The sequence below is a fragment of the Pseudomonas sp. LAIL14HWK12:I7 genome (genome assembly GCF_000483465.1).
Lineage (GTDB): Bacteria > Pseudomonadota > Gammaproteobacteria > Pseudomonadales > Pseudomonadaceae > Aquipseudomonas > Aquipseudomonas kermanshahensis.
This window is the reverse complement of the sequence record NZ_KI519607.1, coordinates 135,595-161,107: the sequence shown is the minus strand read 5'-3', so window position 1 is coordinate 161,107 and position 25,513 is coordinate 135,595. Positions and strand designations below refer to the sequence as shown.

Here is a 25,513-nt window from a genome sequence, read left to right as displayed (position 1 = left end):
CCCGTACTGAAAAGGCAGTGTGTGGTAAGCGAAGCAACGCATGTGCCAAGCGGCCCGAGGATTTACTGTCATGCCAGCCGTGCGCTGGCTATAATCGCCCCCTCATTCACCCCGAGCCTTGCCCGCCCATGTATACCCTGGCCCGCCAGCTGCTGTTCAAGCTTTCCCCGGAAACCTCCCACGACCTGTCCCTGGACCTGATCGGTGCCGGTGGCCGTCTCGGCCTCAACGGCATGCTGTGCAAACAGCCGGCGGCGTTGCCGGTGTCGGTCATGGGCTTGAACTTTGCCAACCCGGTGGGCCTCGCCGCTGGCCTGGACAAGAACGGCGCGGCAATCGACGGCTTCGCCCAACTGGGCTTCGGCTTCGTCGAGATCGGTACCGTCACACCGCGCCCGCAACCCGGCAACCCGAAGCCGCGGATTTTCCGTCTGCCAGAGGCAACGGCGATCATCAACCGCATGGGCTTCAACAACCTGGGTGTCGATCACCTGCTCGAACGCGTGCGGGCATCGCGCTACAACGGCGTACTGGGCATCAACATCGGCAAGAACTTCGACACCCCGGTCGAGCGGGCGGTCGATGACTACCTGATCTGCCTGGACAAGGTCTACACCGAAGCCACCTACATCACCGTCAATGTCAGCTCGCCGAACACACCGGGCCTGCGCAGCCTGCAGTTTGGTGACTCGCTGAAGCAGTTGCTCGATGCCTTGGCCGAGCGCCGTGAGCAGTTGGCAGTCACGCACGGCAAGCGCGTGCCGTTGGCGATCAAGATTGCCCCTGACATGAGCGACGAAGAAACCGCACTGGTGGCTGCTGCGCTGATGGAATCGGGCATGGATGCGGTGATCGCTACCAACACCACCCTGAGCCGCGAAGGCGTCGAGCACTTGCCTTATGGCGGCGAAGCCGGTGGTCTGTCGGGGGCGCCGGTGCTTGAGAAGAGCACCCACACGGTGAAGGTGTTGGCCGGTGAGCTGGGCGGCAAGCTGCCGATCATTGCGGCGGGTGGCATTACCGAGGGGCGCCACGCCGCCGAGAAAATCGCTGCGGGTGCCAGCCTGGTACAGATTTACTCGGGCTTCATTTATAAGGGGCCGGCGCTGATTCGCGAATCGGTCGATGCGATTGCCGCTCTGCCACGCGCATAAATCGCGGGCATAAAAAGGGCCCCATCAAGGGGCCCCTGGGCCGAAGCCCGCCGCCCGGATGGGGCGTGCTTGGTAAATCGAATTCAGTGTCCTCGATCAGCCAACGGCGTGATTTTCGTTGAGTCTATGGATGCCAGCGGTGCCAGTCATGCCGTCCCAGTTATCACCGCGACCTTCGCGCCAGCCGTTGATCCAGGCTTGGCGAACAGAAGGAAGATTGAAAGGGCAAAGTTCGCGGGATTTGCCGGTGACCCCGTATTGGTAGCCACGTGAATATGCTCTTTCCAACGGATCACGCTTAAGTCTTCTCATAGGGTGTTGCCCTCACTTGTTGACTGTAATGTCCCGTCGGCCTCTCCGAGGCCGGGCAGAGTCTTTCTGCCGGTTTGCGCTCGCTGCCGGCGTGGCGAGCGGAAGGTGCCGCCTCGTTGCGAAGCGGCCTGAGACCAGTTCTAACGAATGCGCGTCACAGTGTGAATGATCGATTTGTCATAAGGACGTAACGTTTCTAAGGGTGAAGGGATAAGTAAATAAATGCGACTCAACCTTATTTGTCGCTGAGCCCGCAATGATCGGGGTTTGCCGATCATTGACGTCATTTCGCCAGCGTCGCTGCGCGATGACAGAATTATTTTGAAATGCGACGAAGGGTCACATCGGCCCCTGCATCGCTCGAATTTTTAATACTGCCTGATGATCTAAGCTGTCTTTGCCCCTGGCGAAGTGCTGGTCGGTCAGGCGGCCCGGTTGTTGCGCTGCGCACTTGCGCGCAGGCAATGGCCACTCGGATGCCTGCTGGAAGGGTGTTCGGGCAAACATCGCGGGGCGATGCGTCGCCTCGTCAGTCAAATAGCCCAAGGCTCTGGAATACTCATGTCGGACCGTTTCGAAATTTACCTCACCTGCCCCAAAGGCCTGGAAGGCCTGCTCGCTGAAGAGGCCAAGGGCCTCGGCCTCGATGAAGTGCGTGAGCACACCTCGGCCATTCGCGGCGCCGCCGACATGGAAACCGCCTACCGCCTGTGCCTGTGGTCGCGCCTGGCGAACCGGGTGTTGCTGGTTCTCAAACGCTTCAACATGAAGAACGCCGACGACCTCTACGACGGCGTCAACGCGGTTGACTGGGCAGACCACCTGGCGGCCGACGGCACCCTTGCGGTGGAATTCAGTGGCCACGGCTCGGGCATCGACAACACCCACTTCGGTGCGCTCAAGGTCAAGGACGCCATCGTCGACAAGCTGCGCAACCGCGAAGGCCTGCGCCCGTCGGTGGAAAAGATCGACCCGGATGTGCGCGTGCACCTGCGCCTGGACCGTGGCGAGGCGATTCTCTCGCTCGACCTGTCCGGCCACAGCCTGCACCAGCGCGGCTATCGCCTGCAGCAAGGCGCCGCGCCGCTCAAGGAAAACCTCGCGGCAGCCGTGCTGATCCGCGCCGGCTGGCCACGCATCGCTGCCGAAGGCGGCGCCCTGGCCGACCCGATGTGCGGTGTGGGTACCTTCCTGGTCGAAGCCGCCATGATCGCCGCCGACATCGCCCCTAACCTCAAGCGCGAACGCTGGGGCTTCAGTGCCTGGCTTGGCCATGTGCCGGCACTGTGGCGCAAGGTTCACGACGAGGCGCAAGCGCGTGCGCAGGCCGGTTTGGCCAAGCCACCGCTGTGGATCCGTGGCTACGAGGCCGACCCGCGGCTGATCCAGCCGGGGCGCAACAACGTCGAGCGCGCGGGCCTGAGCGACTGGGTCAAGATCTACCAGGGCGAGGTCAGCACCTTCGAGCCGCGGCCTGACCAGAACCAGAAAGGCCTGGTGATCAGCAACCCGCCATACGGCGAGCGTCTGGGTGACGAAGCCAGCCTGTTGTACCTCTACCAGAACCTTGGCGAGCGTCTGCGCCAGGCGTGCATGGGCTGGGAAGCCGCGGTGTTCACCGGGGCACCGGAGTTGGGCAAGCGCATGGGCATTCGCAGCCACAAGCAATACGCCTTCTGGAACGGGGCATTGCCGTGCAAGCTGCTGTTGTTCAAGGTGCAGCCTGACCAGTTCGTGACCGGCGAGCGCCGTGACGCCCAGGCTGAACCCACCGATGCCCGTCGTCAGGAGCCGCAGGCCAGCGAACCGGCGCGTTTGTCGGAAGGCGCGCAGATGTTCGCCAACCGCCTGCAGAAGAACCTCAAGCAACTGGGCAAGTGGGCCCGTCGCGAGCAGGTCGACTGCTACCGCCTGTACGATGCCGACATGCCCGAGTACGCCCTGGCAGTCGACCTTTACCACGACTGGGTGCACGTGCAGGAGTACGCCGCGCCACGCTCGATCGACCCGGAAAAGGCCCAGGCGCGCCTGCTCGATGCACTGGCGGCGATCCCGCAGGCGTTGGGTATTTCCCCTCAGCGCGTGGTGCTCAAACGCCGTGAGCGGCAGAGCGGCACCCGCCAGTACGAGCGCCAAGCCACTGAGGGGCGCTTCCAGGAAGTTAACGAAGGCGGCGTCAAGCTGCTGGTCAACCTCACTGACTACCTCGACACCGGCTTGTTCCTCGACCATCGCCCGATGCGCATGCGCATCCAGCGCGAGGCCGCCGGCAAGCACTTCCTCAACCTGTTCTGCTACACCGCCACGGCCACCGTGCATGCGGCCAAGGGCGGTGCTCGCAGCACCACCAGCGTCGACCTGTCGAAAACCTACCTGGACTGGGCGCGGCGCAACCTTGCGCTCAACGGCTTCTCCGAGCGTAACCGCCTGGAGCAGGGCGATGTGATGGCCTGGCTGGATGCCAACCGTGACAGCTATGACTTGATCTTCATCGACCCGCCGACCTTCTCCAACTCCAAGCGTATGGAAGGGGTGTTCGACGTTCAGCGTGACCATGTGCAGCTGCTCGACCTGGCGATGGCGCGCCTGGCGCCGGGTGGCGTGCTGTATTTCTCCAACAACTTCCGCAAGTTCCAGCTCGATGAACACCTGATGGCACGTTATGCGGTGGAGGAAATCAGCGCCCAGACCCTGGACCCGGACTTCGCCCGCAACAACCGTATCCACCGGGCGTGGCGCCTGCAATTGCGTTGAGGCGACGAGGTACATTGCGCAGCTAGTGGCCAATAGCTATAACTGATGCCAGGGCAAGATAATCCGCAGGACGCTGACGTGACGAGATGGGTGTATGTCCAAGTTTGGCGTGCGTGCGAGGTTGCTTGGCCTGTGCACCGAAGGCGTGTCCGCGTGGGCGGTGGCGCTGGTGGCATTGGTGGCTGGCTGCCTGTTGTCAGCCGTCCTGGCCCTTGCCGCGCAGGCGTTCTACAAGCAGCAGTTGCGCCAGCGCTTCGAGTTGCTGGCCAGCGAGCGCTTCAGCCGCATCGCTGAGCGCTTTGACGATCAGCAGCAGCGCCTGGACGGGCTGCGGCGTTTCTTCAGTTTCTCCAACGAGGTTACCCCCCGCGAATTCGAGGGCTATGCACGGCCCTTGTTGCGCCGCACCCTGGCTTACGCTTGGGCGCCGCGGGTCGAGGCCGCGCAGCGCGCCGAATTCGAGCACAGCACCGCTACCTGGTTGGGCCAGGACTATGTGATCCGCGATCAGGATGCGCAGGGCGCTTGGCAACCGGCGCCCCTGCGTGATCACTACTTTCCTGTGCGCTTCACCCAGTCGACCGACGCGCCTGCGCTTCCTTACGGGCTTGACCTGGCTGGCAAAGGTGCGCGGCAGGCCACCCTGGCGCGTGCGTTGGAACCTGGCAGCATGGCGGTGTCGGAGCCTCTGGCCATATCGGAGACTGGCGCTGTTCGGCCGGCAGCGGATGCACGCGGCCTGTTGATGGTGGCACCGGTGTTCTCCGACGCCGCCCCCCAAGGCGCAGCGGTGGGCTATGTGATGGCGTTGCTCAATCTGCGCGATCTCATCAGCGATGGCCTGCCGGCGGCGGCCGATGACAACCTGGTCGTGCGTATCGAAGACCCGTCCGGGCTGAAAGGACCTGAAGTGGTGTTCGACTCACGAAATGAGGCCGCGCCCCTGGCCCTGGCCAGCAGCCAGTTGTTGTACTTGGCCGATCACCCTTTCCAGTTGCTCATTCGGCCGAGCCAGGCTTTTCTGAAGGCCAATCATTCTTCGGCTGCACTGACCGTCGGCCTGTTGGGTGGGCTGTTGAGCGTGCTGCTCAGTGCCTTGCTCTACAACCTGTTTAGCCAGCGCCAGCGCGCCTTGACCCTGGTCGAGCAGCGCACGGCCGAGCTGCGGGTCAGCGAGCAGTCCTTGCGCGGCACCCATAACCAGCTGCGCAGCGTGCTGGATGCAGCGACCCAGGTGGCGATCATCGCCACCAACCTCAAGGGGGTGGTCAGCACCTTCAATGCCGGTGCCGAGCGCATGCTCGGCTATTCGGCCAACGAGGCGATCGGCCATTTGCGCCTCGAGGACCTGGTGTTGCCCGACGAGCTCAGCCAGCGCGCCCACGCCTTGAGCCTACGCTACGGGCGCCACATCGCCGGCGGCCAGGCCATGTTTGCCGAAACGGTGCAGGAAAGGGGTGAAGAGCCTGGCGAGTGGACCTTGGTACGCACCGATGGCAATCACCTTGTGGCCAACATGCTGGTTACCGCCATGCTCGATGAACAAGGGCTGTGGGTTGGCTACCTGGCCATCTGCATTGACGTCACCGAGCGGCGCCGGGTGCACGAGGCGCTGGCCGCGCGTGACCGGCTGCTGGAAAAACTCAGTGCCGAAGTGCCGGGCGGCATCTACCAGTACCGCCTGGATGCCAATGGCCATTCCTGCTTCCCGTATGCCAGCAAAGGCCTCTACGACATTTATGAGGTCGACCTGCAGCAGTTGCGTGAGGATGCCACGGTGGTGTTCGAGCGCATTCATCCCGATGACTTGGAGCGCGTGCGCCGTTCGGTGGGCTATTCCGCCGCCCACCTTACGCCGTGGCGCGAAGAATACCGGGTGTGCTTGCCGCGGGCGGGGTTGCGCTGGGTGCGTGGCGAGGCGACCCCGGAGGTGGGTGAGGCGGGATGTACCTTGTGGCATGGCTACCTGACCGACATCTCCGACCTCAAGGGGGTGGAGGAGGAGTTGCGTGCCCTGTCGGTGACCGATTCACTGACCGGTATCCATAACCGGCGCTATTTCCAGGAGCGGCTCAAGGCCGAGCTGGACCGCGCCCAGCGCGATGGCCTGGCGCTGGCGGTGATCATGCTCGATATCGATCACTTCAAGCGCATCAACGACCAGTTCGGCCATGCGGTGGGCGACCTGGTGCTGCGCAGCCTGTGCCAGCGCATCGGCCATCGCCTGCGGCGAACCGACGTGTTCTGCCGGTTGGGAGGGGAAGAGTTCATGGTGCTGTGCCCAGGCAGCGATGCCGAGCAGGCGCGGTTGCTGGCGCTTGAGCTGTGGCAAAGCGTGCGCAACGTCCCGATCGAGGGGGTGGGCGAGGTCACGGCGAGCTTTGGTGTGGCGGGCTGGCGGCCAGGGGAGGGGGCTGACGCGTTGTTGTTGCGGGCGGATGCCGGGGTGTATGCGGCCAAGCAGGCAGGACGGGACCGGGTCGAAGCGGAGTTGACCTGAGCCTCGTGTAGGAGCGGCCTTGCGTCGCGAAAGGGCCGCAACGCGGCCCCGCACTTTATGCGTTAACACTGAAATCAGGGGGCCGCTGCGCAGCCCTTTCGCGACGCAAGGCCGCTCCTACCCTCAGTTGGCCGCAGCGCTAGCACCCAGCTTCGGTTGGCGATACAGGTCTAGCAGCACCTGGTCCAGCACCTGCGATGCCCCCCACGGTTTCGGGTCGTTCAAAATCGCCGCCACTGCCCAGGTATGCCCATTGCTATCACGACTGAAGCCCGCGATGGCGCGCACGGTGTTCAACGTGCCGGTCTTGATATGGCCTTCACCGGTCATTGCCGTGCGTTTCAGGCGCTTGCGCATGGTGCCGTCCATGCCCACCAGCGGCATGGAACTGATGAACTCGGCGGAGTAGGGGCTCTTCCAGGCGGCCTGGAGCAGCGCCGCCATCTCGCGGGTGCTGACGCGCTCGGCGCGCGACAAGCCGGAGCCGTTTTCCATCACCAGGTGTGGCGCGGTGATGCCCTTTTTCGCCAACCACTGGCGCACTACACGTTGCGCCGCGCGGGCGTCATCGCCATCGGCATCGGTACGGAACTGCGCGCCCAGGCTAAGGAACAGTTGCTGGGCCATGGTGTTGTTGCTGTATTTGTTGATGTCGCGGATCACTTCCACCAGGTCAGGCGAGAAGGCCCGTGCCAGCAGGCGTGCGCTTTTGGGGACATTCTCGACGCGATCGCTGCCCTGAATGCTGCCACCCAGTTCGTTCCAGATCGCCCGCACGGCACCGGCGGCATAGGCCGGGTGATCGAGCAGCGACAGGTAGGTCTGCGAGTTGCAGCCATCACCCAGCTGGCCGCTGACCACCACGCTGACACCATCGGCCTGTTGCACAGGGTTGTAGCGCACATCACCGGTGCACTGCTTGGACGCCACGGCTTTGACCTGGTTGTCGATGCGGATGTTGGCAATCGGCGGTTCGACCGCGATCGTCACCTTGCCGCCATCGTTGCGGGCAACGAAGCGCAGTGCCTTGAGGTTGACCAGCAGCGAGTCGGGTTTGACCAGGAAGGGCTTGTTGACGTCACCGCCGTCATCGTTGAACTGCGGCAGGTTAGGCTGTACGAAGTGGCTACGGTCCAGCACCAGGTCACCGGTGATGGTGCGCACGCCGTTGGCGCGCAGGTCACGCATCAGCAGCCAGAGTTTTTCCATGTTCAGTTTGGGGTCGCCGCCACCTTTGAGGTAGAGGTTGCCGTTGAGCACACCGTTGCTCAGGGTGCCGTCGGTGTAGAACTCGGTTTTCCACTGGAAGGTCGGGCCGAGCAGTTCCAGGGCCGCGTAGGTGGTGACCAGTTTCATGGTCGAGGCCGGGTTTACCGACACATCGGCATTGAACACCGTCGCCGCGCCAGGCCCATCCAGCGGCAGCATCACCAGCGACAGTGCGGTGTCCTGCAGTTTGTTGGCTTTCAGCGCCTGCTGCACCTTGGGCGGCAGGCTGGTATTGACGGCGGCGGCCTGGCTGGGCAAGGCGAAGGGCAGCAGCAGGCCGGCGAGAACGAGGGGACGGAGCGTTTTGATCATATTCAGTAAATACCCTGCGGCGAGGGAAAAGGACATTGGGGCTGTAAGAGATGATGGCCCCAGAACGTAATAGAACGCGCATTATGCCCCAAGCGTAGCCACGATGGGCCACGTTCGACGGAAAACGCCACCCACAAAAAAGGCCACCGCAAAGGGTGGCCTTTTCAGCGTTCAAGCCGCTGGGTGCCGCACAGGTATCACTCAGCCGCGTTGATCGGCTTGTCCGGATACCAGGCGTCGAGCAGTGGGCTGACTTCGATCTTGGTCAGTTCGCCACGGCCTTTGAGCCAGGCTTCGACGGCAGCGCGTTGTTCTTCGCTGACCGAACCGCGTTTGGCCGAGCACACCAGGCCGAAATCGTCACCGCCTACGTAGTCGAGGCCATTGGCGTCCATGGCTTCTTCCAGGAAGGCATCGAGGAATGCATCGATTGCCTGGTCATCCAGATCTTCCTTGAAGTCCAGGTTCAGCTCGAAGCCCAATTCCTGAAACTCGTCGACACACAGCTTTTTGCGCAGGCGACGGGAGCGGTTAGTGGCCATGAAACAATCCTCTTAGGTAATATCGCCGCGCAGTCTACCAGCTTCGGCGTTTGGCTGCCTTCCTGATTGACGTTCGTCGGTACCTGCAAGCTCTCCAGCCAAGGCCATTTCCACGCGGCGCATGTGCCGTGCCAGCGCCTGACGCCTTAGCAGACGTTGCGGGGTTGTTAAACCCATGTTTTCCAGCGCTTCGCACGCCGCCATCAGCTGCGTGGCTTCCAGCAGGCGCGCGGCACTGAGAATCTTGTGCGCCTGGTCGGCAACGGCGGCGGCGTCGTCGGAGGGCAGGTCCATCAAGATCATCAGGTCGGTGCGCAGGCTCTGGTGCAGCGCCGTGAGAAAACGCTCGCGGTCCTTTGGGTCCGGCCCGACGATCGCGCCCAGGCCATTCAAGTCAAAGGGTTTGCGTCGCCACGGCTGCCGGCTCTGCGGCTTGAGGCCGGCCAGGCGCTGGCTGAGGGTACTCAGGCTGATGGGTTTGAGCAGGCAGTCATCCATGCCGGCATCCAGGCACTTGCGCATGACCTCGGGTTGCGCGTTGGCGGTATAGCCGAGGATGGTGCAGCGCGGTCGCCCGCGTTGCCGTTCTTCAGCACGTATCGCACTGGCCAGCTGATAGCCGTTCATGTGCGGCATGTTGCAGTCGAGCACCAGCACATCGAAGGTGCCGGCACGCCAGCTGCTCAGGCCTTCGCGGCCATCCCTGGCGCACGTATGGCCAAGGCCCAGGTAGCCCAGCTGCTGGGCCATCAACTGCAGGTTGGCGGGGTGGTCGTCGATCACCAGCACATTCAAGCGTGGATCGGGCACGTCGAGGTTCTCGATAACCGGCAGCCCGACCGACACGGCGCTGACGGTTTGCAAAGGCATCTTAAGGCGAACCTGGGTGCCAACATCCTCCAGGCTTTTGATCGTCAAGGTGCCGCCCATCATGTCGCAGAGGGTTCGGCAGATGGCCAGACCAAGCCCGGTCCCCGCACGGGCGCCTGGGCTGTGCGGGTTGGCCTGAATGAACGGGTTGAACAGGCGCTGCAGGTCATCGGCGTGAATGCCGATGCCGCTGTCACGCACCTCCAGTTCGAGCATCGGGGAGGAGGGCGTGCCTTCGTCCTGCAAACAGACGCAGATGCGCACCTGGCCATGTTCAGTAAACTTGATGGCGTTGTTGACCAGGTTGGACAAGACCTGCTTGAAGCGCAGCGGGTCGAGCAATGCATGGCAGCGAGCCGATGGCTCGATGATCACTTCCAGCGCCAGGCCTTTCTGCCGTGCCTGGCCATCGAAGATGCGCCCCACCGACTCGACCAGCGCCGCCAGGTCGACCGGTTCTGGCGCCAGTGACAGGTGCCCGGATTCGATGCGCACGATGTCGAGGATGTCGCCAATCAGCCCCAGCAGGTCCTTGGCCGAGTGATAGGCCAGCTCCAGGGCGGAGCGGTCCACCCGCCCTTGGTCGGCGCGTTTGACGGCCAGCTCCAGCATGCCGATGACCGCGTTCATCGGGGTGCGAATTTCATGGCTGATGGTGGCCAGGAACGTGCTCTTGGCACGGTTGGCATCCTCGGCTTGCTGCTTGGCCTGGCGCAGCTCCAGCACCAGCTGGCGGCGGTCACTGATATCGATCCAGCCGCCGATGATGCCTTGTACCTCGCCCAGCGAGTCACGGTACGGCAGTATCCAGTGGTAGATGGTCATTTCCCGGCCTTTGACCCGCAAGGGGCGATCGATGATCAGCGGAGTGCCTGCCGCCATGACCTTCAGGTAGTCAGCGTGGATCTGGCGGGTCTGCTCGCGGTCAGCGAACAGGCTTTCTTCCAGGTGCTTGCCCATGACTTCCTCGTTACAGGCCTGTACAGCCTCCAGGTAACTGTCGTTGCAGCTTTGCAGGCAGCCCTCACGGTCACGCACATACATGGGGTGGGGGGTGCCGTTGAGCAGCGCGCGCATGAACGCCAGCTGGTCGTTCAATGCCCGCTCGGCGCTTTGCCGTTGCCTGATCTGCAGGCGCAGGCGGGCATTCCAGATCAGTGCCAGCAGCAACAGAAGCGCCGTGCCCAGCAGCACTTGCCAGGCAAGCCGGCGAAATTTCTGCCAGGTGCTGTCGTCATGCAGGCTGTAGCCACGCCAGCGGTTATTGATCACCCCCAGTTCTTCCGGCGAAATGCTCAACAGCGCTTTGTCCAGAATCGAAACGAGCGTCGGCGACTGGTCGCTGGCTGCCATGGCGTAGCTGGCAGGCTCGCTGCCGACCGTGGTGCGTATGACCAGGTCGGGGTTGGCGGCCACAGCATGGTTGGCATCGATCAAGGTGGTGATCACGGCATCGACAGCGCCGCTTTTGAGCAAGGCCATGGAATAGAAGGTGCTCTCGGTTTCGATCCGGCCAATGCGCGGATAGCGCGTGGAGAGCATGACGTCCATCGCGCTGTATCGGGTAATCGCGACCCGTCGGTCCTTCAGCTGTTCCAGGGAGGCGAATTGCCCCTTGTCAGCGAGGCTGACCAGCACATAGACGCTGTCCAGGTAGGGTCGGCTGATTTGCAGGGTCTGCTTGGCCACGCCATCGGTGGTGAGCGCCGCAATTACATCCGCCCGGCCGTCCTTGAGCCGGGCGATCATGTCGGCGATACCGCTGGCACGCTGCACCTCGAAGCGTAGGCCCGTGCGCAGGCGGATGAGCTCCAGCAGGTCGGCAGTGATGCCCCTGAAATAGCCCGAACTGTCGAAGAAGGACACCGGGGCTGCCGTGTCGTCGATCGCCACGCGCATGACAGGGTGGCGTTGCAGCCAGAATTCCTCAGTCTTCGTCAGTTGCAGCTTGCGGTCGGTCAACAGCAGGTCGCTGCCTGCACTCCAGCGCTTGAAGATGCTGGTGCGCAAGGTGGCGGACTGGCTGTCGAGCGTGGCGTTCACCAGCTCCATCAGCAGCGTGTCCTGCTGGCGCACGGCAAAACTGAAGCCGATGGCTTCGTGCTTGCTGAAATTGGCAATGCGCAGGCCAGGCAGGTGGCCGCGGTTGAGTTGATAGTGGGTGGAGATGGTGTCGCCGATGAACACGTCGGCTTGGCCGAATGCCACGGCATTCAAGGCTTGGGAAGACGAGCCGAACGCCAACAGATGGGCTTTCGGGTAGGCGCTGCCAACCTCCTGCCTTGGCAGGTAGTGGTAGAGCATGCCCAGGCGCATGTCTTCCAGGCCCATGTCCAGTGCGCGGCCTTCGTTTTCACGGGTGACCAGCACCGGTTGGTCAACCGCGTAAGGGTGCGAAAGTGCCAGGCCGTCCGTGGTTGCCTCATAGCCATTGGCGCTGCCGAGCAGGTCGATGTCGCCGCGTTTCAGTGCATCAACGGCAGCCTGACGGTTTGAAAAGCGCAGCACCCGCACCGGCAACTGCAAGGCGAGGCCGATCAGGTTGGCATATTCGGCGGTGAGGCCTTGATAGTCACGGCCGCCACTGGTGATGTCGAAAGGCGGGTAGTCGGGTGCTGAAGTGCCCAGCACCAGCTCGTGACGGCTTTCGAGCCATTGGTGTTGTTGGGGCGTGAGCGAAAGCGGAGCTGGCTTTGCCGGTGAACGTGCCAGCAGTGCGTAGGCAGAAGCGCTGTGTTGGTGGGCCTGGGCCCCAGCGCTGAACAGCGCCAGGGCGAGTAACAGCCGGGCGAGAAGGCGCGCCATGAAACCCTCAGACCAGCGCGTTGCGTTTGGCCATTTCGATCAGGTCCACCAAGGTGTCGACCTGGAGTTTGTGCATCAGGCGCTTCTTGTAGGTGCTGACCGTCTTGTTGCTAAGGAACATGCCCTTGGCGATTTCCTTGTTGCTTCGGCCTTGAGCGAAAAGTTGCAACACCATCAATTCACGGTCATTGACCTGTCGGAAAAGTTGCAGGTCTGCATTGACCGTCTGATTGTGTTTGATGGCCTGGCTGGGGAAATAGTTATACCCGGCCAGCACGGCTTTGATTGCACTGAGCAGTTCGCTCAGGTCTTCTTGTTTGCACACATAGCCTGCAGCGCCCGAGTGCATGCAGCGCACGGCGAACAACGCCGGGGACTGGGCGGTCAATACCAGCACCTTCAGTGGCAGGGACATGGCCTGGAACCGGGAAAGTACCTCAAGCCCGTCTAGCTTGGGGATGCTGATGTCGAGGATGACCAGGTCGGGCGTGGTCTCTCGAATCATCTGCATGGCATCTACGCCATTGTCCGATTCGCCGACGATCTTGTAGTTCTGATTCTCCAGCAACATACGGACGGCCAGACGGATAACGGGATGGTCGTCGACTATAAATACGGAATGCATGTTCAACTTCCCTGCGGGCGAGTGAGGGTGACGGCTGGCACCTTATCCCAGTTGGAAGTCATCGGGCATGCGAGGAAGGGCTATTAGCTCTATATGGGAAATGGCTTACAGGATAAAACAAATCGGGCTACGCAATGAGCGTATGGAACTCGATGTCAAACCTTGTTTGGTAACTTTTCATTGATTGTTAGTCGTGTTGTTTATCAGTGACTGGCATAGGTAGGAAGTTTCCTAGGTAGACAGGTGCAGCGAGCGCCTTAGCACAAGCTGCACCCGCCTGGCTCAGGTCGGGCTGGAGCGCCCGGTCATTTCGCGGGCCATTTCGCTGGCATAGCTGTCGGTCATCCCGGCGATGAAGTCGATCATGCGCAGGAACGCGCTGTGCAGTGAGGCGTGCGGGTCCGGTGCATTGTTGCCAATCAGGTCAAGTACACGGCGGCTCTTGAACGACGGTGTGCGGCCGCCGTGCTGTTCGAGGGCCGCGCCGCAGAAGGTGTTGAGGAGAATCTCGAGCGTGGTGTAGGCGCCGATCTCGTGCAGGGTCTTGCGTTTATCCTGGAAGATCTTGTTGCGCGCCATGTCTTTGGCTTGCAGTACACAGTGCTTGGCCGGGCCGTGCATGTGCTCGACCAGGTCGCCGCTCAGGTGCCCGCCAAGCAGCGCCGTTTGCTGCTCGACGAAGGCGCGGGCGGCGGCGTTGGTCAGGTGTTCGATGGCCTTGCCGCGCAAGATCGCCAGCTTGCGCCGGCGCGAGTCGCGGGGGCCGAGTTGGCGATAGGTCTCCGGCAGGTCGTCACCTACCAGGTCGAGCAGCAGCGCCTCGACTTCCGCATACTGCAGCAATTCCATTTCCACGCCGTCTTCCAGGTCGATCAGCGCGTAGCAGATGTCATCTGCGGCCTCCATCAGGTAGACCAGAGGGTGGCGTGCCCAGCGCTGGTCCTCCAATTGTGGCAGGCCCAGTTTGCGGGCGATCTGTTCGAGCAGTGGCAGTTCGCTCTGGTAGCTGCCGAACTTGTGTTTCTTGTAGCCCAGGGCATCGGCATGACGGGCGCTCCAGGGGTACTTCAAGTAAGTACCGAGGGTGGCGTAGGTCAGCCGGGTGCCGCCGTCGAACTGGTGATACTCCAGTTGGGTGAGGACACGAAAGCCTTGGGCGTTGCCTTCGAAGTTGAGGAAATCGGCACGCTCGTCGTCGCTCATGTCGTCCAACCAGCCACGCCCTGCTGCCTGCTGGAACCAGTGGCGGATGGCGTCTTCGCCGGAATGGCCGAACGGTGGGTTGCCAATGTCGTGGGCCAGGCAGGCCGATTGCACGATCATCCCCAGGTCACTGGGCTCGCACCAGTCCGGCAGGCTGTCACGCAAGGTTTCGCCCACCCGCATGCCGAGCGAGCGGCCGACGCAGCTGACTTCCAGTGAATGAGTCAGGCGCGTGTGAATATGGTCGTTGCTGGAGACGGGGTGTACCTGGGTCTTGCGCCCCAGACGGCGGAAGGCGCCGGAGAAGATGATCCGGTCGTGGTCCTTGTGGAAGGGGCTGCGCCCGAGTTCTTCGGGGCTGTACAGGGCTTTGCCCAGGCGTTCGCGGGTCAGCAGGGTATGCCAGTCCAAGGCTCGATCTCCTGTCGGTCGATGGGCATAGCTTCCTGGGTCGAGAGGCACCATGCAAGCTGAAGGTTGACGCGGTTTTTTGTAGGGGCAGCCTTGTGCTGCGAAGAGGCCGGTGTGGGCTGCAGGTATCTGCTTTGCCTGCACCGGCCTCTTCGCAGCACAAGGCTGCTCCTACACGGGGCGTGTTGGGGGCTAAATGTCAGGGTCGCCGGCCATTTTGCAGGTACAGGCGGATCAGCGGCAGCAAGCTGCTGCTTAGGCGTACCAGCCGGGTGAGGTTGCCGCTGCGTACGCCCTTGCCGGTCAAAAAGCCCAAGGCGACCACGGCGCCAATGCCCCACAGCGGGGCGTGCTTGATGCCAAGCCCCCCGTGCAGCGAACTGCCCATGCCGCGTATGCGCTGCAGGGGTTCGAGCAGCTGCCCCGACTCGTGGCGGATTTCCTGGCGGTGCATCTCCATGCGCAGGCGCAGCAGCGATTTGCGCAGTTCGCGTGGGTTACGGGTGTTAGGGAGTTCAGGCAGGCTCATGGCAACAGGCGCTCCCGGTCCTTGGCGAGTTCTTCGAGGGTCGCGCCGAAAGGCGATGACTCGTCGAACACTGCCGCTTTCAAACGCAACCCGCAGTACAGCGCGGCTAATCCATAGAACACGCACAGGCCGATGATGCCCGCCAGGCGATAACTGTCCCACAGCAGCACCAACAGCAACCCTGACAGTGCTGTCAGCAAGAGCAGGGCGAACACCAGTGCCAAGCCTGCGAACAGCAACAAGCTCAAGGTGCGGCCTTTCTGTTCCTGCAGCTCGATCCCGAACAGTTCGATGTGGCTGTGCAGCAGCCCGAGCATGGCCGCGCCCAGGCGCTTGCCGGAAGCGCTGGTGCCGATGGCGTCATTCTCCATGGGTGACCTCTCAGCGCCTGGCCAGCAGGCCGATCAACAGACCGACGCCTGCGGCGATGCCGATGGCCTGCCAGGGGTTCTCCTGTACGTACTGCTCGGCGCTGCCGAGGGCCGCCTGGCCACGGTCGCGCACCGATTCCTGGGTCAGTTGCAGGGTTTCGCGGGCCTGGGTCAGGCGGTCGTGGATCTGCTCGCGCAATTCATCCGCTTGGTCGCCGGCGAGGTTCGCCGTGTCGGCAAGCAGCTTCTCGGTATCGCGGACCAGGGCCTGGAAGTCAGCCATCAATATCTCTTGCGCAGTCTTTGCCGATTTGCTGGCCATGGGGTCTCTCCCTGTCGATGTGTGATGGTAGTTCGAGTGATAGCACGCGCGGAAGGTTCAAGTGCCTGTGCTGGTATGGGCTTTGCTAAGTCTTTGCCACGTTGCGGGGCGCCACCGGCGGGCATTGCGCCGATTCAGGGCACCCTGCGTGACGTGTACCGTTAAACCTTAACCCAATCCACGACAAACCCAAGAAAAAACCACGCAGGCCTCGCCCATGTCATCCGATAGGGCAGGGGGCTGGCACCGATTCGGTGCAGGGATGCAGGTTCTTGAACTGTCCTGGTGCCTTTTCAGCAGGTCTGCCTATTTCATGGAACACATGCACAGCGCGATGGACTCTCTGGTCCACGGTTCGAATACCCTGTTCATCCTCATGGGCGCCATTCTGGTGCTGGCCATGCATGCTGGCTTCGCTTTTCTCGAAGTGGGCACCGTGCGGCACAAGAACCAGGTCAATGCGTTGTCGAAGATTCTCAGCGACTTTGCCATCTCGGCGCTGGTGTACTTCTTCATCGGCTACTGGATCGCCTATGGCGTGAACTTCTTCCAGCCGGCGACGGCACTGGCAGCCGACCATGGCTATGCGCTGGTCAAATGCTTCTTTCTGTTGACGTTCGCGGCGGCCATCCCGGCGATCATCTCTGGAGGGATTGCCGAGCGGGCGCGTTTTGTCCCGCAGCTGTGTGCCACGGCGTTGATCGTGGCGTTTGTCTACCCGTTCTTCGAAGGCGTGGTGTGGAACGGCAACCTGGGCGTGCAGGCTTGGCTGCAAGCACGCTTTGGCGCGCCGTTCCATGACTTTGCCGGTTCCGTCGTGGTGCATGCCATGGGCGGCTGGCTGGCACTGGCCGCCGTCGTGCTACTGGGCGCCCGGCGCGGGCGGTACCGCGATGGGCGCTTGGTGGCCTTCGCACCGTCGAGCATTCCGTTCCTGGCGCTGGGGTCGTGGATCCTGATCATTGGCTGGTTCGGCTTCAATGTCATGAGCGCCCAGACCTTACAGGGGGTTAGCGGCCTGGTGGCGATCAACTCGTTACTGGCCATGGTCGGGGGCACCTTGGCGGCGCTGCTGGCCGGGCGTAACGACCCAGGGTTCTTGCATAACGGGCCGCTGGCTGGGCTGGTGGCGATTTGTGCTGGCTCCGACCTGATGCACCCGATTGGCGCGCTGGCCACCGGCCTGGTGGCCGGGGTGCTGTTCGTCTGGAGTTTTACCGCGGCGCAGAACCGCTGGAAAATCGACGACGTGCTGGGCGTGTGGCCGCTGCACGGCCTGTGTGGCGTGTGGGGTGGCATTGCCTGCGGCGTGTTCGGCCAGGCGGCGCTGGGCGGCATGGGTGGCGTCAGCTTGGTCAGCCAATTGCTGGGCAGCTTGATGGGGGTACTTGTGGCATTGCTGGGGGGCTTTACCATCTATGGTGCAATCCGCGCAGTGCACGGCTTGCGCTTGAGCCACGAGCAGGAGTTCCAGGGCGCGGACCTGTCGCTGCACCGCATCGGTGCAACCAGTCAGGATTGAGCGAGGTCAGGTGCGCGCAGGGCGGTACGGACCTAGAATAGGCTTTTCCAAAGCCAAACCGAGACCCGCCCCATGCTGCCTGAATGCCAACTGTTCGGCACCCTCGGCTGCCACCTGTGCGAAGTGGCCGAGGCCGTGCTGATGCCTTTCGTCGATTATGGCCTGTTGGTGGAACTGGTCGACATTGCCGATAACGAGGCCATGTTCGAGCGCTACGGCCTGATCATTCCCGTGCTGCGGCGGTGTGACACCGGCGCTGAGCTGCACTGGCCGTTCGATGCCGAGCAAGTGGTGACGTTTCTCGCGCCGTGAGCCCGAGGCTCTGGCCAATTTGCAGGTGCTGTGTGGCGCACTTGAAAGAATACGCGCGCTGTTCGGCGCACCGGTGGTCACGGGGTACCTGCCGGGGCTGCAATGAGCCGAGGGCGAATTGACGACGGCGAGGGCAAGTCCGTATGCTGTATATAAATACAGTATACGAGGTAAGGCCATGCTCAACGTCGAGCAACTCAAGTACAGCGTCAACCGCATGCCCGTCGAGCGGGTGTGCGACGCCGTTCTGGAACTGCGCCTCGAGGGCCTGGTGACCGATGACCGCACACCGTTCGGCAAGGTCCACTTCAACACCTGTTTTGCCGAAATCGAGGCCTTGTTCCAGCGTGCCGGCTACCACCGTGGGCTGGATGTGGTGGGTTATCAGGGGTTGTTGTATGCCTTGTATGACCCCGGCCGCTGGGAGGCGGTGCAGGTACTGCGTTGGTTGAAGGAGCGCAGCGAGGCGCGGGATCAGGCTGGTTGAGGTGGCGGGCTTGGGGGATAATGCGCGGCCTTGTACCTTTCGAGCACTGCCATGACCCCGCCTTTCGACCCCGCCCGCCAGCAAGCCAGCACGGTGTGCCTGCCACCCGGCAACTGGGCGACGGTGCTCGATTGCCTGTGTGACCATTTCAAGGCCATTGATCGCGCGCAGTGGCTTGACCGCTTTGCCCGAGGCCGGGTGCTGGATGCCCAGGGGCAGGCCATCCCTGCCGAACTGGCTTACCGACGTGGCATGCGCTTGCATTATTTTCGCGAGGTGCCGAACGAGCGGCCTATCCCTGTGCAGGAGGCCGTTCTGCACGTGGATGAGCACTTGGTGGTCGCCGATAAACCGCATTTTCTGCCGGTTACACCCACCGGTGAATATGTCGAGCAGACCCTGTTGCGCCGGCTGATCCGGCGCCTGGACAATCCGCATCTGGTGCCATTGCACCGCATCGACCGGCATACCGCAGGGCTGGTCCTGTTCTCTGCCAACCCGCAGACCCGCAGTGCGTATCAGCGCTTGTTCCCCGAGCGACGAATCGACAAGCGCTACCAGGCCATCGCCGCTGCCATGCCGCAGCATGAGTTCCCGTTGGTGCATAAAAGCCGTCTGGTGCATGGCGAGCCGTTTTTTCGCATGCATGAGGTCGAGGGCGCGGACAACAGCGAAACCTTTGCCCAAGTGCTGGAAACGCAGGGCAATTTGTGGCGTTACGGTTTGTCGCCTGTGACCGGCAAGACCCATCAGTTGCGTGTGCACATGGCGGCGTTGGGAGCGGCGATCTGCAACGACCCGTTCTACCCTGAACTGCTCCAGGTCGAAGACGATTACCAAAAGCCGTTGAAGTTGTTGGCGCAGAGCTTGCGTTTTGATGACCCGTTGACGGGGGAAGAGCGCTACTTCGAGACCCGGTTGCGCCTGGACTGGTAACGCCCCAGCCCACACCGGCCTCTTCGCAGCACAAGGCTGCTCCTACAAAAGCCCCGCGTCTCAGGGTTGAAGCGTACAGACGGGTAGCGCACCCGTCTGCCATCCGCGGTCTCTGTAGGAGCAGCCTTGCGCTGCGAAAGGGCCGGTGCAAGCAAAGCAGATATCTGCAGCCCACCCCGGCCTCTTCGCAGCACAAGGCTGCTCCTACAAAAGCGCAGCGTCTCAGCGGTTGAAGCGCTCCACCAGCGAGTACTGGCTCCCCGCCGTGCTGGTCAGCTCTTCGCTGAGCTGTGCCGAATGTTGGGCCTGTTCGGCGGTCTGGTCGGCCAGTGTGGCGATGGTGCTGATGTTGCGGCTGATCTCGTCGGCCACAGCGGTCTGCTCTTCGGTAGCGGCCGCAATCTGGGTCGCCATGTCGGTGATGTTGGCCACCGCTTCGCTGATTCCGACCAAAGCCTCATCGGCCTGCATCACCCGGTCGACCCCTTCCTGCGCCTGACGATGGCCGGTTTCCATGGTCAGCACCGCGTTGCTGGCGGTCTGCTGCAGCTTGGCGATCAGGTTGTGGATCTGCCCGGTGGACTCGGCGGTGCGCTGGGCCAACTGGCGTACTTCATCGGCCACGACGGCAAAGCCACGGCCCATCTCACCGGCGCGGGCCGCTTCGATGGCAGCGTTCAGTGCCAGCAAGTTGGTCTGGTCGGCGATGCCTTTGATCACATCGACCACACCGCCGATTTCGTCACTGTCCTTGGCCAATTGCGTCACCGTCTGGCCAGTTTCACCCACGGCGGCCGACAAACGCTCGATGGCCTCGCGGGTTTCACCGGCAATCTGCCGGCCCTGGCTGGTCAGGCGATTGGCTTCCTGGGTGGCGTCGGCGGTGCGCTGTACGTGGTTGGCCACTTCCTGGGTGGTGGCGGCCATTTGGTTGACGGCGGCTGCCACTTGTTCGGTTTCCACGCGCTGGCGCTCCAGCCCGGAGGAGCTCTGGTGGGCCAGCGCGTCGGATTGCCGTGCCTGTTCGCTGAGGTGTTCGGCACTGTCCTGCAGCCGCGTCAGGCAGGTCTTCATGCGTGCATCCTGGCTGAGCATGGCCATTTCCAAGCGGGCCTGAACCCCACGGCTGTCGGTGTACATCTGCGCGATCAGCGGGTCGGAGGTGGTTTGCTCGGCCAGCCGTAGTAGGCGCTTGAGGCCGCGCTGTTGCCAGGTCAGGCCGAGCAGGCCGAGCGGTACCGACAGGGCGGCGGCCAGGCCGAAGCCCCAGGAGTGGCCCAGCCAGTTGCCGATCAGGAAGCCCACTTGGCTGACCAGGATGAACGGCAGCCAGTCCTGCAGAATCGGCAGCCACTGATCGCGACGTGGCACCGCCGACTTGCCCTGGTTGAGGCGCTGGTAGAGGGCTTCGGCACGACGGATCTGTTCGGCGGTGGGCTTGACCCGCACCGACTCGAAGCCGACCACCTGGTTGTTGTCGAAAACCGGCGTGACATAAGCGTTGACCCAGTAGTGGTCACCGTTCTTGCAGCGGTTCTTGACGATGCCCATCCAGGGCTGGCCTTGCTTGAGGGTCTGCCACATGTGGGCAAATACCGCGGCCGGCACGTCAGGGTGACGCACCAGGTTGTGCGGCGCGCCGGTCAGCTCCTCGCGCGTGAACCCACTGATGTCGATAAACGCGTCATTGCAGTAGCTGATCACGCCCTTGGCGTTGGTGGTGGAGATCAACCGCTGCTGGGCAGGGAAAGTCCGTTCTCTCTGGGTAATCGGCTGGTTGTTACGCATGGGTCGGTAATCCGCAAGAATCCGCAAGGCTTTGGTGAGGTATCGGCAAGCCACTGGTTTTATTGAATGGATATTTAATGTGCTTGATTTGTGGCAATGAGCCATCTTCTGGTTTGAGCTAGGGAGCGGCTGATTTCGATGAAGATAGCGGCATTATTGCTAATTTATGACGGGCGGGTCGGATGATGACTTAGTGGGCGGCAAAGAGCCAGCATGCGTGAAGGGAGGAGGGGGGCGCCTCTAGGGCGTTGGCGTGTATGAGATCGAGCGCCGCCTGCGCGGCGCTTCGCAGCACAAGGCTGCTCCTACAGGTATTCCGGGCCAGTTACGCCTGTGCCGGCGCGCGACCGCTTCAGGAAAAATTGGCCCAAAAAAATGTAGGAGCAGCCTTGTGCTGCGAATCGCCGCGCAGGCGGCGCTGGATCTCAAGAGCGCCGCTAAACCACGGCTAAACCTACCCTCCAGCAATCAGCTGACGTAACACGTAATGCAAGATCCCCCCGGCCTTGAAGTACTCGACCTCATTCAGGGTATCGATCCGGCACAGCACGTCGATCTGCTCCTGTTGCCCGTCCTCACGAGTGATGCGCAGTTTCAGGCTCATGCCCGGCCGAATGTGCGCGTCGTTCAGGCCCAGCACATCGATCTTCTCTTTTCCGGTCAACGCCAGTTGCTTACGATCGTGCCCGGCGTTGAACTGCAACGGCAGCACGCCCATGCCCACCAGGTTTGAACGGTGGATACGCTCGAAGCTTTCCGCCAGCACTGCTTTGACCCCCAGCAGGTTGGTCCCTTTGGCGGCCCAGTCGCGGCTGGAGCCGGTGCCGTATTCCTGGCCGGCGATCACCACCAGCGGCGTGCCTTCTGCCTGATAGCGCATGGCGGCATCGTAGATCGACAGTTTTTCACCCGTGGGCACGTACAAGGTGTTGCCGCCTTCCTCGCCCGCGAGCATCTCGTTGCGGATACGAATGTTGGCGAACGTACCGCGCATCATCACCTCATGGTTGCCCCGCCGTGAACCGTAGGAGTTGAAGTCCCGCGGTTCCACACCCTTGTCGCGCAGGTAGCGCCCGGCAGGGCTGTCGGCCTTGATGTTGCCGGCCGGGGAGATGTGGTCGGTGGTGACCGAGTCGCCCAGCAGGGCCAGGATGCGTGCCCCTTGGATGTCCTTGATCGCTGGCGGCGGCCCGCCGATGCCGTCGAAGAACGGGGGGTGCTGGATGTAGGTAGACGCGTCCTGCCAGACGTAGGTGGCCGCTTGCGGCACCTCGATGGCCTGCCATTTTGCATCGCCCTTGAAGACTTCGGCGTACTCCTTGTGGAACATCGCGGTGTCGACCTGGGCCACGGCGGCGGCGATTTCCTGCTGGCTGGGCCAGATATCGCGCAGGTACACCGGCTTGCCGTCCTTGCCGGTACCCAGTGAATCGCGGGTAAGGTCAACGCGCACGCTGCCGGCCAGGGCATAGGCCACCACCAGCGGCGGCGACGCCAACCAGTTGGTCTTGACCAGCGGGTGCACGCGGCCCTCGAAGTTACGGTTACCCGAAAGCACCGAGGCCACGGTCAGGTCGGCGCTGCCAATGGCTTTCTCGATCGCCTCATCCAGTGGGCCGGAGTTGCCGATGCAAGTGGTGCAGCCATAGCCCACCAGGTCAAAGCCCAGCTCATTCAGGTACGGCGTCAGCCCGGCTGCCTCGAAGTAGTCGGTGACCACCTTGGAGCCAGGGGCCAGCGAGCTCTTGACCCAAGGTTTGCGCTGCAGGCCTTTTTCCAGGGCCTTTTTCGCCACCAGCCCGGCGGCCATCATCACGCTCGGGTTGGAGGTGTTGGTGCACGAGGTGATTGCGGCGATCACCACCGCGCCATCACGCAGGGTGTGGGTCTGGCCTGCGTGGCTGTAGTCGATTTCGCCCGCCTGGTCGGCGTTGCCCACCGCCACACCGCCGCCGCCTTCACTTTCCAGGCGGCCGACTTCCTTGGCCAGCGGCTTGGGCTGCAGTTCGATGAAGTGGTTGAACGCTTGGCTGACCTGGCCCAGGGCGACGCGGTCCTGAGGGCGCTTGGGCCCGGCCAGGCTGGCCTCGACCTCGTCCATGTCCAGCGCCAGCGTGTCGCTGAACAGCGGTTCCTGGCCTGGCAGGCGCCACAGGCCTTGTGCCTTGCAGTACTGCTCGACCAGTTGCACCGTTGCCTTCGGGCGGCCCGAAAGCCGCAGGTAGTCGAGGGTCACCTCGTCGACCGGGAAGAAGCCACAGGTGGCGCCATACTCGGGGGCCATGTTGGCGATGGTGGCGCGGTCGGCCAGGGGCAGGTCGGCCAGGCCGTCGCCGTAGAATTCGACGAACTTGCCCACCACGCCCTTCTTGCGCAGCATTTGTGTCACGGTCAGTACCAGGTCGGTGGCGGTGATGCCTTCACGCAGCTTGCCGGTGAGTTTGAAGCCGATCACTTCCGGGATCAGCATCGACACCGGCTGGCCGAGCATGGCCGCCTCGGCCTCGATGCCGCCAACACCCCAGCCCAGCACGCCCAGGCCGTTGATCATGGTGGTGTGCGAATCGGTGCCGACCAGGGTGTCTGGGAAGGCGTAGGTGCGGCCGTCTTCGTCGCGGGTCCAGACGGTGCGGCCCAGGTATTCCAGGTTGACCTGGTGGCAGATGCCGGTGCCCGGCGGCACGACGCGGAAGTTGTCGAAGGCGTTCTGGCCCCAGCGCAAAAAGGCGTAGCGTTCGCCATTGCGCTGCATCTCGATGTCGACGTTCTGGGTAAAGGCCTCGGGGGTGGCGTAGCGGTCGACCATCACCGAGTGGTCGATCACCAGGTCGACCGGCGACAGCGGGTTGATCCGCTGCGGGTCGCCACCGGCCTTGGCCATGGCGGCACGCATGGCTGCCAGGTCGACCACGGCGGGCACGCCGGTGAAGTCCTGCATCAGCACCCTGGCCGGCCGGTACTGGATTTCCCGGTCGGAGCGGCGCGCTTCAAGCCATTGGGCGATGGCGCGCAGGTCGTCGCCGGTGACGGTCTTGCCGTCCTCCCAGCGCAGCAGGTTTTCCAGCAACACTTTCAGCGACATGGGCAGGCGTTGCAGGTCGCCCAGCTGGCGGGCGGCCTCGGTAAGGCTGTAATAGTGATACGTAAGGTCATCGACCTTGAGGGTTTTGAGCGTGTTCAGGCTATCGAGCGAGGGCATTGCCAACTCCTTCTGCGCCGGTGGCCGGCAAATCGGGTGTTTGCCGGTGTCACCGCTCTGTTTCGATCCGCACGGTACGGACCTGGCTGAATGGTCAGGTTAGACCGGTTTGGCTTGGCTGACCCTTTTCTGGACCGGCGGGACGTGTCGCAGGTTCCGAACTTCCTTTATTATCGCCGCCCTGCCGGCGCCTGTTGCGCGCCCGCCGTAGTGGAGTGAGAGATGAGTACCCTGTTCATGCATTGCCGGCCCGGTTTCGAGGGCGAGGTCTGCGCCGAAATCAGCGAACACGCTGCCCGCCTGGGGGTTGCCGGCTATGCCAAAGGCAAACCGCAGAGCGCCAGCGCCGAGTTTGTCTGCACCGAGGCCAACGGCGCCGAGCGACTGATGGGGGAACTGCGCTTCGCTGAGCTGATTTTCCCGCGTCAGTGGGCCCGCGGCGGTTATGTCGAGTTGCCAGAGAGCGACCGCATCAGCGTGTTGCTGGAGCACCTGGCCGACCTGCCTGTCTTCGGCAGCCTGTGGCTGGAGGTGCTCGACAGCAACGACGGCAAGGAACTGTCGACGTTCTGCCGTAAATTCGAAGTGCCCCTGCGCAAGGCCCTGGAAAAGGCCGGCCGCCTGGTCGAAGACGCCAGCCGCCCGCGGCTGTTGCTGACCTTCATCACTGGCCGGCGCGTGTTTGTTGGCCTGGCCGCAGGCAACAACAGCGCCCTCTGGCCGATGGGCATCCCGCGCCTGAAGTTTCCCCGTGAGGCGCCCAGCCGTTCAACCCTGAAGCTGGAAGAAGCCTGGCACCAGTTCATCCCCCGCGAGCAGTGGGAGCAGCGTCTGGGCGACGACATGACCGGGGTCGATCTCGGCGCCTCGCCGGGTGGCTGGACCTACCAGCTGGTGCGCCGCGGCATGCTGGTCACCGCCATCGACAACGGCCCGATGGCCGAAAGCCTGATGGACACCGGGCTGGTCCAGCACCTGATGGCAGATGGGTTTACCTGGCAGCCGAAGCAGCCGGTGGACTGGATGGTTTGCGACATCGTCGAGAAGCCGGCGCGGACCACTTCGCTGATCGAGACCTGGCTGGGGGAAGGCCTGTGCCGCGAGGCGGTGGTCAACCTCAAACTGCCGATGAAGCAGCGTTACGCCGAGGTGCGGCGCCTGCTCGACCGCATGGAAGCCACGTTCAAGGCGCGCAAGATCCGGGTTTCGATCGCCTGCAAGCAGCTGTATCACGACCGTGAGGAAGTGACCTGCCACCTGCGCAGGCTGGACCTGAAGCCGCGTTGAGTG

Annotated in this window: 19 protein-coding genes; 8 read left to right on the top strand and 11 right to left on the bottom strand. The window is 62.9% G+C overall.

Translation table 11 applies throughout. From position 1 onward, the window contains the following. Positions 1-128: 128 nt before the first annotated feature. Complete coding sequence (locus D886_RS0125890) at positions 129-1,154, top strand: quinone-dependent dihydroorotate dehydrogenase (RefSeq protein ID WP_027596664.1); 1,026 nt, start codon at positions 129-131, stop codon at positions 1,152-1,154. A gap of 96 nt (positions 1,155-1,250) precedes the next feature. On the opposite strand, the gene rmf is transcribed toward D886_RS0125890, so the two are convergent. Then, positions 1,251-1,466, bottom strand: a complete 216-nt coding sequence (rmf, locus tag D886_RS28150) for a ribosome modulation factor (RefSeq protein WP_003248687.1) — start codon at positions 1,464-1,466, stop codon at positions 1,251-1,253. A 561-nt stretch (positions 1,467-2,027) separates the two neighbouring features. Between rmf and rlmKL the strand changes: the two genes are divergently transcribed. Further along, entirely contained in the window at positions 2,028-4,220 is a 2,193-nt protein-coding gene (gene rlmKL, locus D886_RS0125885) for a bifunctional 23S rRNA (guanine(2069)-N(7))-methyltransferase RlmK/23S rRNA (guanine(2445)-N(2))-methyltransferase RlmL (protein WP_027596663.1), read from the top strand. Positions 4,221-4,314: 94 nt separating this feature from the next. Then, complete coding sequence (locus D886_RS0125880) at positions 4,315-6,720, top strand: diguanylate cyclase (RefSeq protein ID WP_027596662.1); 2,406 nt, start codon at positions 4,315-4,317, stop codon at positions 6,718-6,720. A 123-nt stretch (positions 6,721-6,843) separates the two neighbouring features. Here the strand turns inward: D886_RS0125880 and dacB are convergent, their stop codons facing one another. From dacB to D886_RS0125840, 8 genes are all read right to left on the bottom strand, one after another. Next, positions 6,844-8,301 carry a D-alanyl-D-alanine carboxypeptidase/D-alanyl-D-alanine-endopeptidase gene (gene dacB / locus D886_RS0125875; RefSeq protein WP_027596661.1) on the bottom strand — a complete coding sequence of 486 codons (1,458 nt, stop codon included), beginning with the start codon at positions 8,299-8,301 and terminating at the stop codon, positions 6,844-6,846. 197 nt (positions 8,302-8,498) lie between these two features. Further along, positions 8,499-8,843, bottom strand: coding sequence for a YggL family protein (locus D886_RS0125870; protein WP_027596660.1), 345 nt, complete (start codon positions 8,841-8,843; stop codon positions 8,499-8,501). 12 nt (positions 8,844-8,855) lie between these two features. Continuing rightward, entirely contained in the window at positions 8,856-12,518 is a 3,663-nt protein-coding gene (locus tag D886_RS27355) for an ATP-binding protein (RefSeq protein WP_050580808.1), read from the bottom strand. A gap of 7 nt (positions 12,519-12,525) precedes the next feature. Continuing rightward, positions 12,526-13,143, bottom strand: coding sequence for a response regulator transcription factor (locus D886_RS0125860; protein WP_027596659.1), 618 nt, complete (start codon positions 13,141-13,143; stop codon positions 12,526-12,528). 282 nt (positions 13,144-13,425) lie between these two features. Beyond that, positions 13,426-14,757 (bottom strand): deoxyguanosinetriphosphate triphosphohydrolase, encoded by a 1,332-nt coding sequence (locus tag D886_RS0125855; RefSeq protein ID WP_027596658.1) that lies wholly within the window; start codon positions 14,755-14,757, stop codon positions 13,426-13,428. A gap of 199 nt (positions 14,758-14,956) precedes the next feature. After that, entirely contained in the window at positions 14,957-15,286 is a 330-nt protein-coding gene (locus tag D886_RS0125850; protein WP_027596657.1) for a hypothetical protein, read from the bottom strand. After that, positions 15,283-15,657, bottom strand: a complete 375-nt coding sequence (locus D886_RS0125845) for a phage holin family protein (protein ID WP_027596656.1) — start codon at positions 15,655-15,657, stop codon at positions 15,283-15,285. Before D886_RS0125845 ends, D886_RS0125850 begins: the two co-directional genes overlap by 4 nt. 10 nt (positions 15,658-15,667) lie before the next feature. After that, a complete protein-coding gene (locus D886_RS0125840) occupies positions 15,668-15,979 on the bottom strand; it encodes a YqjD family protein (protein WP_027596655.1) in 312 nt (103 codons plus the stop codon). Between the two features lie 313 nt (positions 15,980-16,292). Between D886_RS0125840 and D886_RS0125835 the strand changes: the two genes are divergently transcribed. The 4 genes from D886_RS0125835 to D886_RS0125820 all read left to right on the top strand — a co-directional run bounded on the left by D886_RS0125835 (position 16,293) and on the right by D886_RS0125820 (position 19,236). Continuing rightward, positions 16,293-17,501 carry an ammonium transporter gene (locus D886_RS0125835; protein WP_027596654.1) on the top strand — a complete coding sequence of 403 codons (1,209 nt, stop codon included), beginning with the start codon at positions 16,293-16,295 and terminating at the stop codon, positions 17,499-17,501. Between the two features lie 72 nt (positions 17,502-17,573). Further along, on the top strand, positions 17,574-17,813 hold the full coding sequence (locus tag D886_RS0125830; RefSeq protein WP_027596653.1) for a glutaredoxin family protein: 240 nt from the start codon (positions 17,574-17,576) through the stop codon (positions 17,811-17,813). A gap of 178 nt (positions 17,814-17,991) precedes the next feature. Further along, positions 17,992-18,300, top strand: coding sequence for a hypothetical protein (locus D886_RS0125825; RefSeq protein ID WP_027596652.1), 309 nt, complete (start codon positions 17,992-17,994; stop codon positions 18,298-18,300). Positions 18,301-18,351: 51 nt separating this feature from the next. Beyond that, the gene (locus tag D886_RS0125820; protein WP_027596651.1) at positions 18,352-19,236 is read left to right on the top strand and encodes a pseudouridine synthase; all 885 of its coding nucleotides are present in this window, start codon (positions 18,352-18,354) and stop codon (positions 19,234-19,236) included. Between the two features lie 222 nt (positions 19,237-19,458). Here D886_RS0125820 and D886_RS0125815 read toward each other — a convergent pair whose 3' ends face one another. Together D886_RS0125815 and acnA are read right to left on the bottom strand one after the other, a co-directional pair. After that, complete coding sequence (locus tag D886_RS0125815; RefSeq protein WP_027596650.1) at positions 19,459-21,024, bottom strand: PAS domain-containing methyl-accepting chemotaxis protein; 1,566 nt, start codon at positions 21,022-21,024, stop codon at positions 19,459-19,461. Between the two features lie 454 nt (positions 21,025-21,478). Further along, on the bottom strand, positions 21,479-24,223 hold the full coding sequence (gene acnA / locus D886_RS0125810; RefSeq protein ID WP_027596649.1) for an aconitate hydratase AcnA: 2,745 nt from the start codon (positions 24,221-24,223) through the stop codon (positions 21,479-21,481). Positions 24,224-24,445: 222 nt separating this feature from the next. On the opposite strand from acnA, the gene rlmM reads away from it, so the two are divergent. Further along, positions 24,446-25,510, top strand: coding sequence for a 23S rRNA (cytidine(2498)-2'-O)-methyltransferase RlmM (gene rlmM, locus D886_RS0125805; protein WP_027596648.1), 1,065 nt, complete (start codon positions 24,446-24,448; stop codon positions 25,508-25,510). Positions 25,511-25,513: the final 3 nt, after the last annotated feature.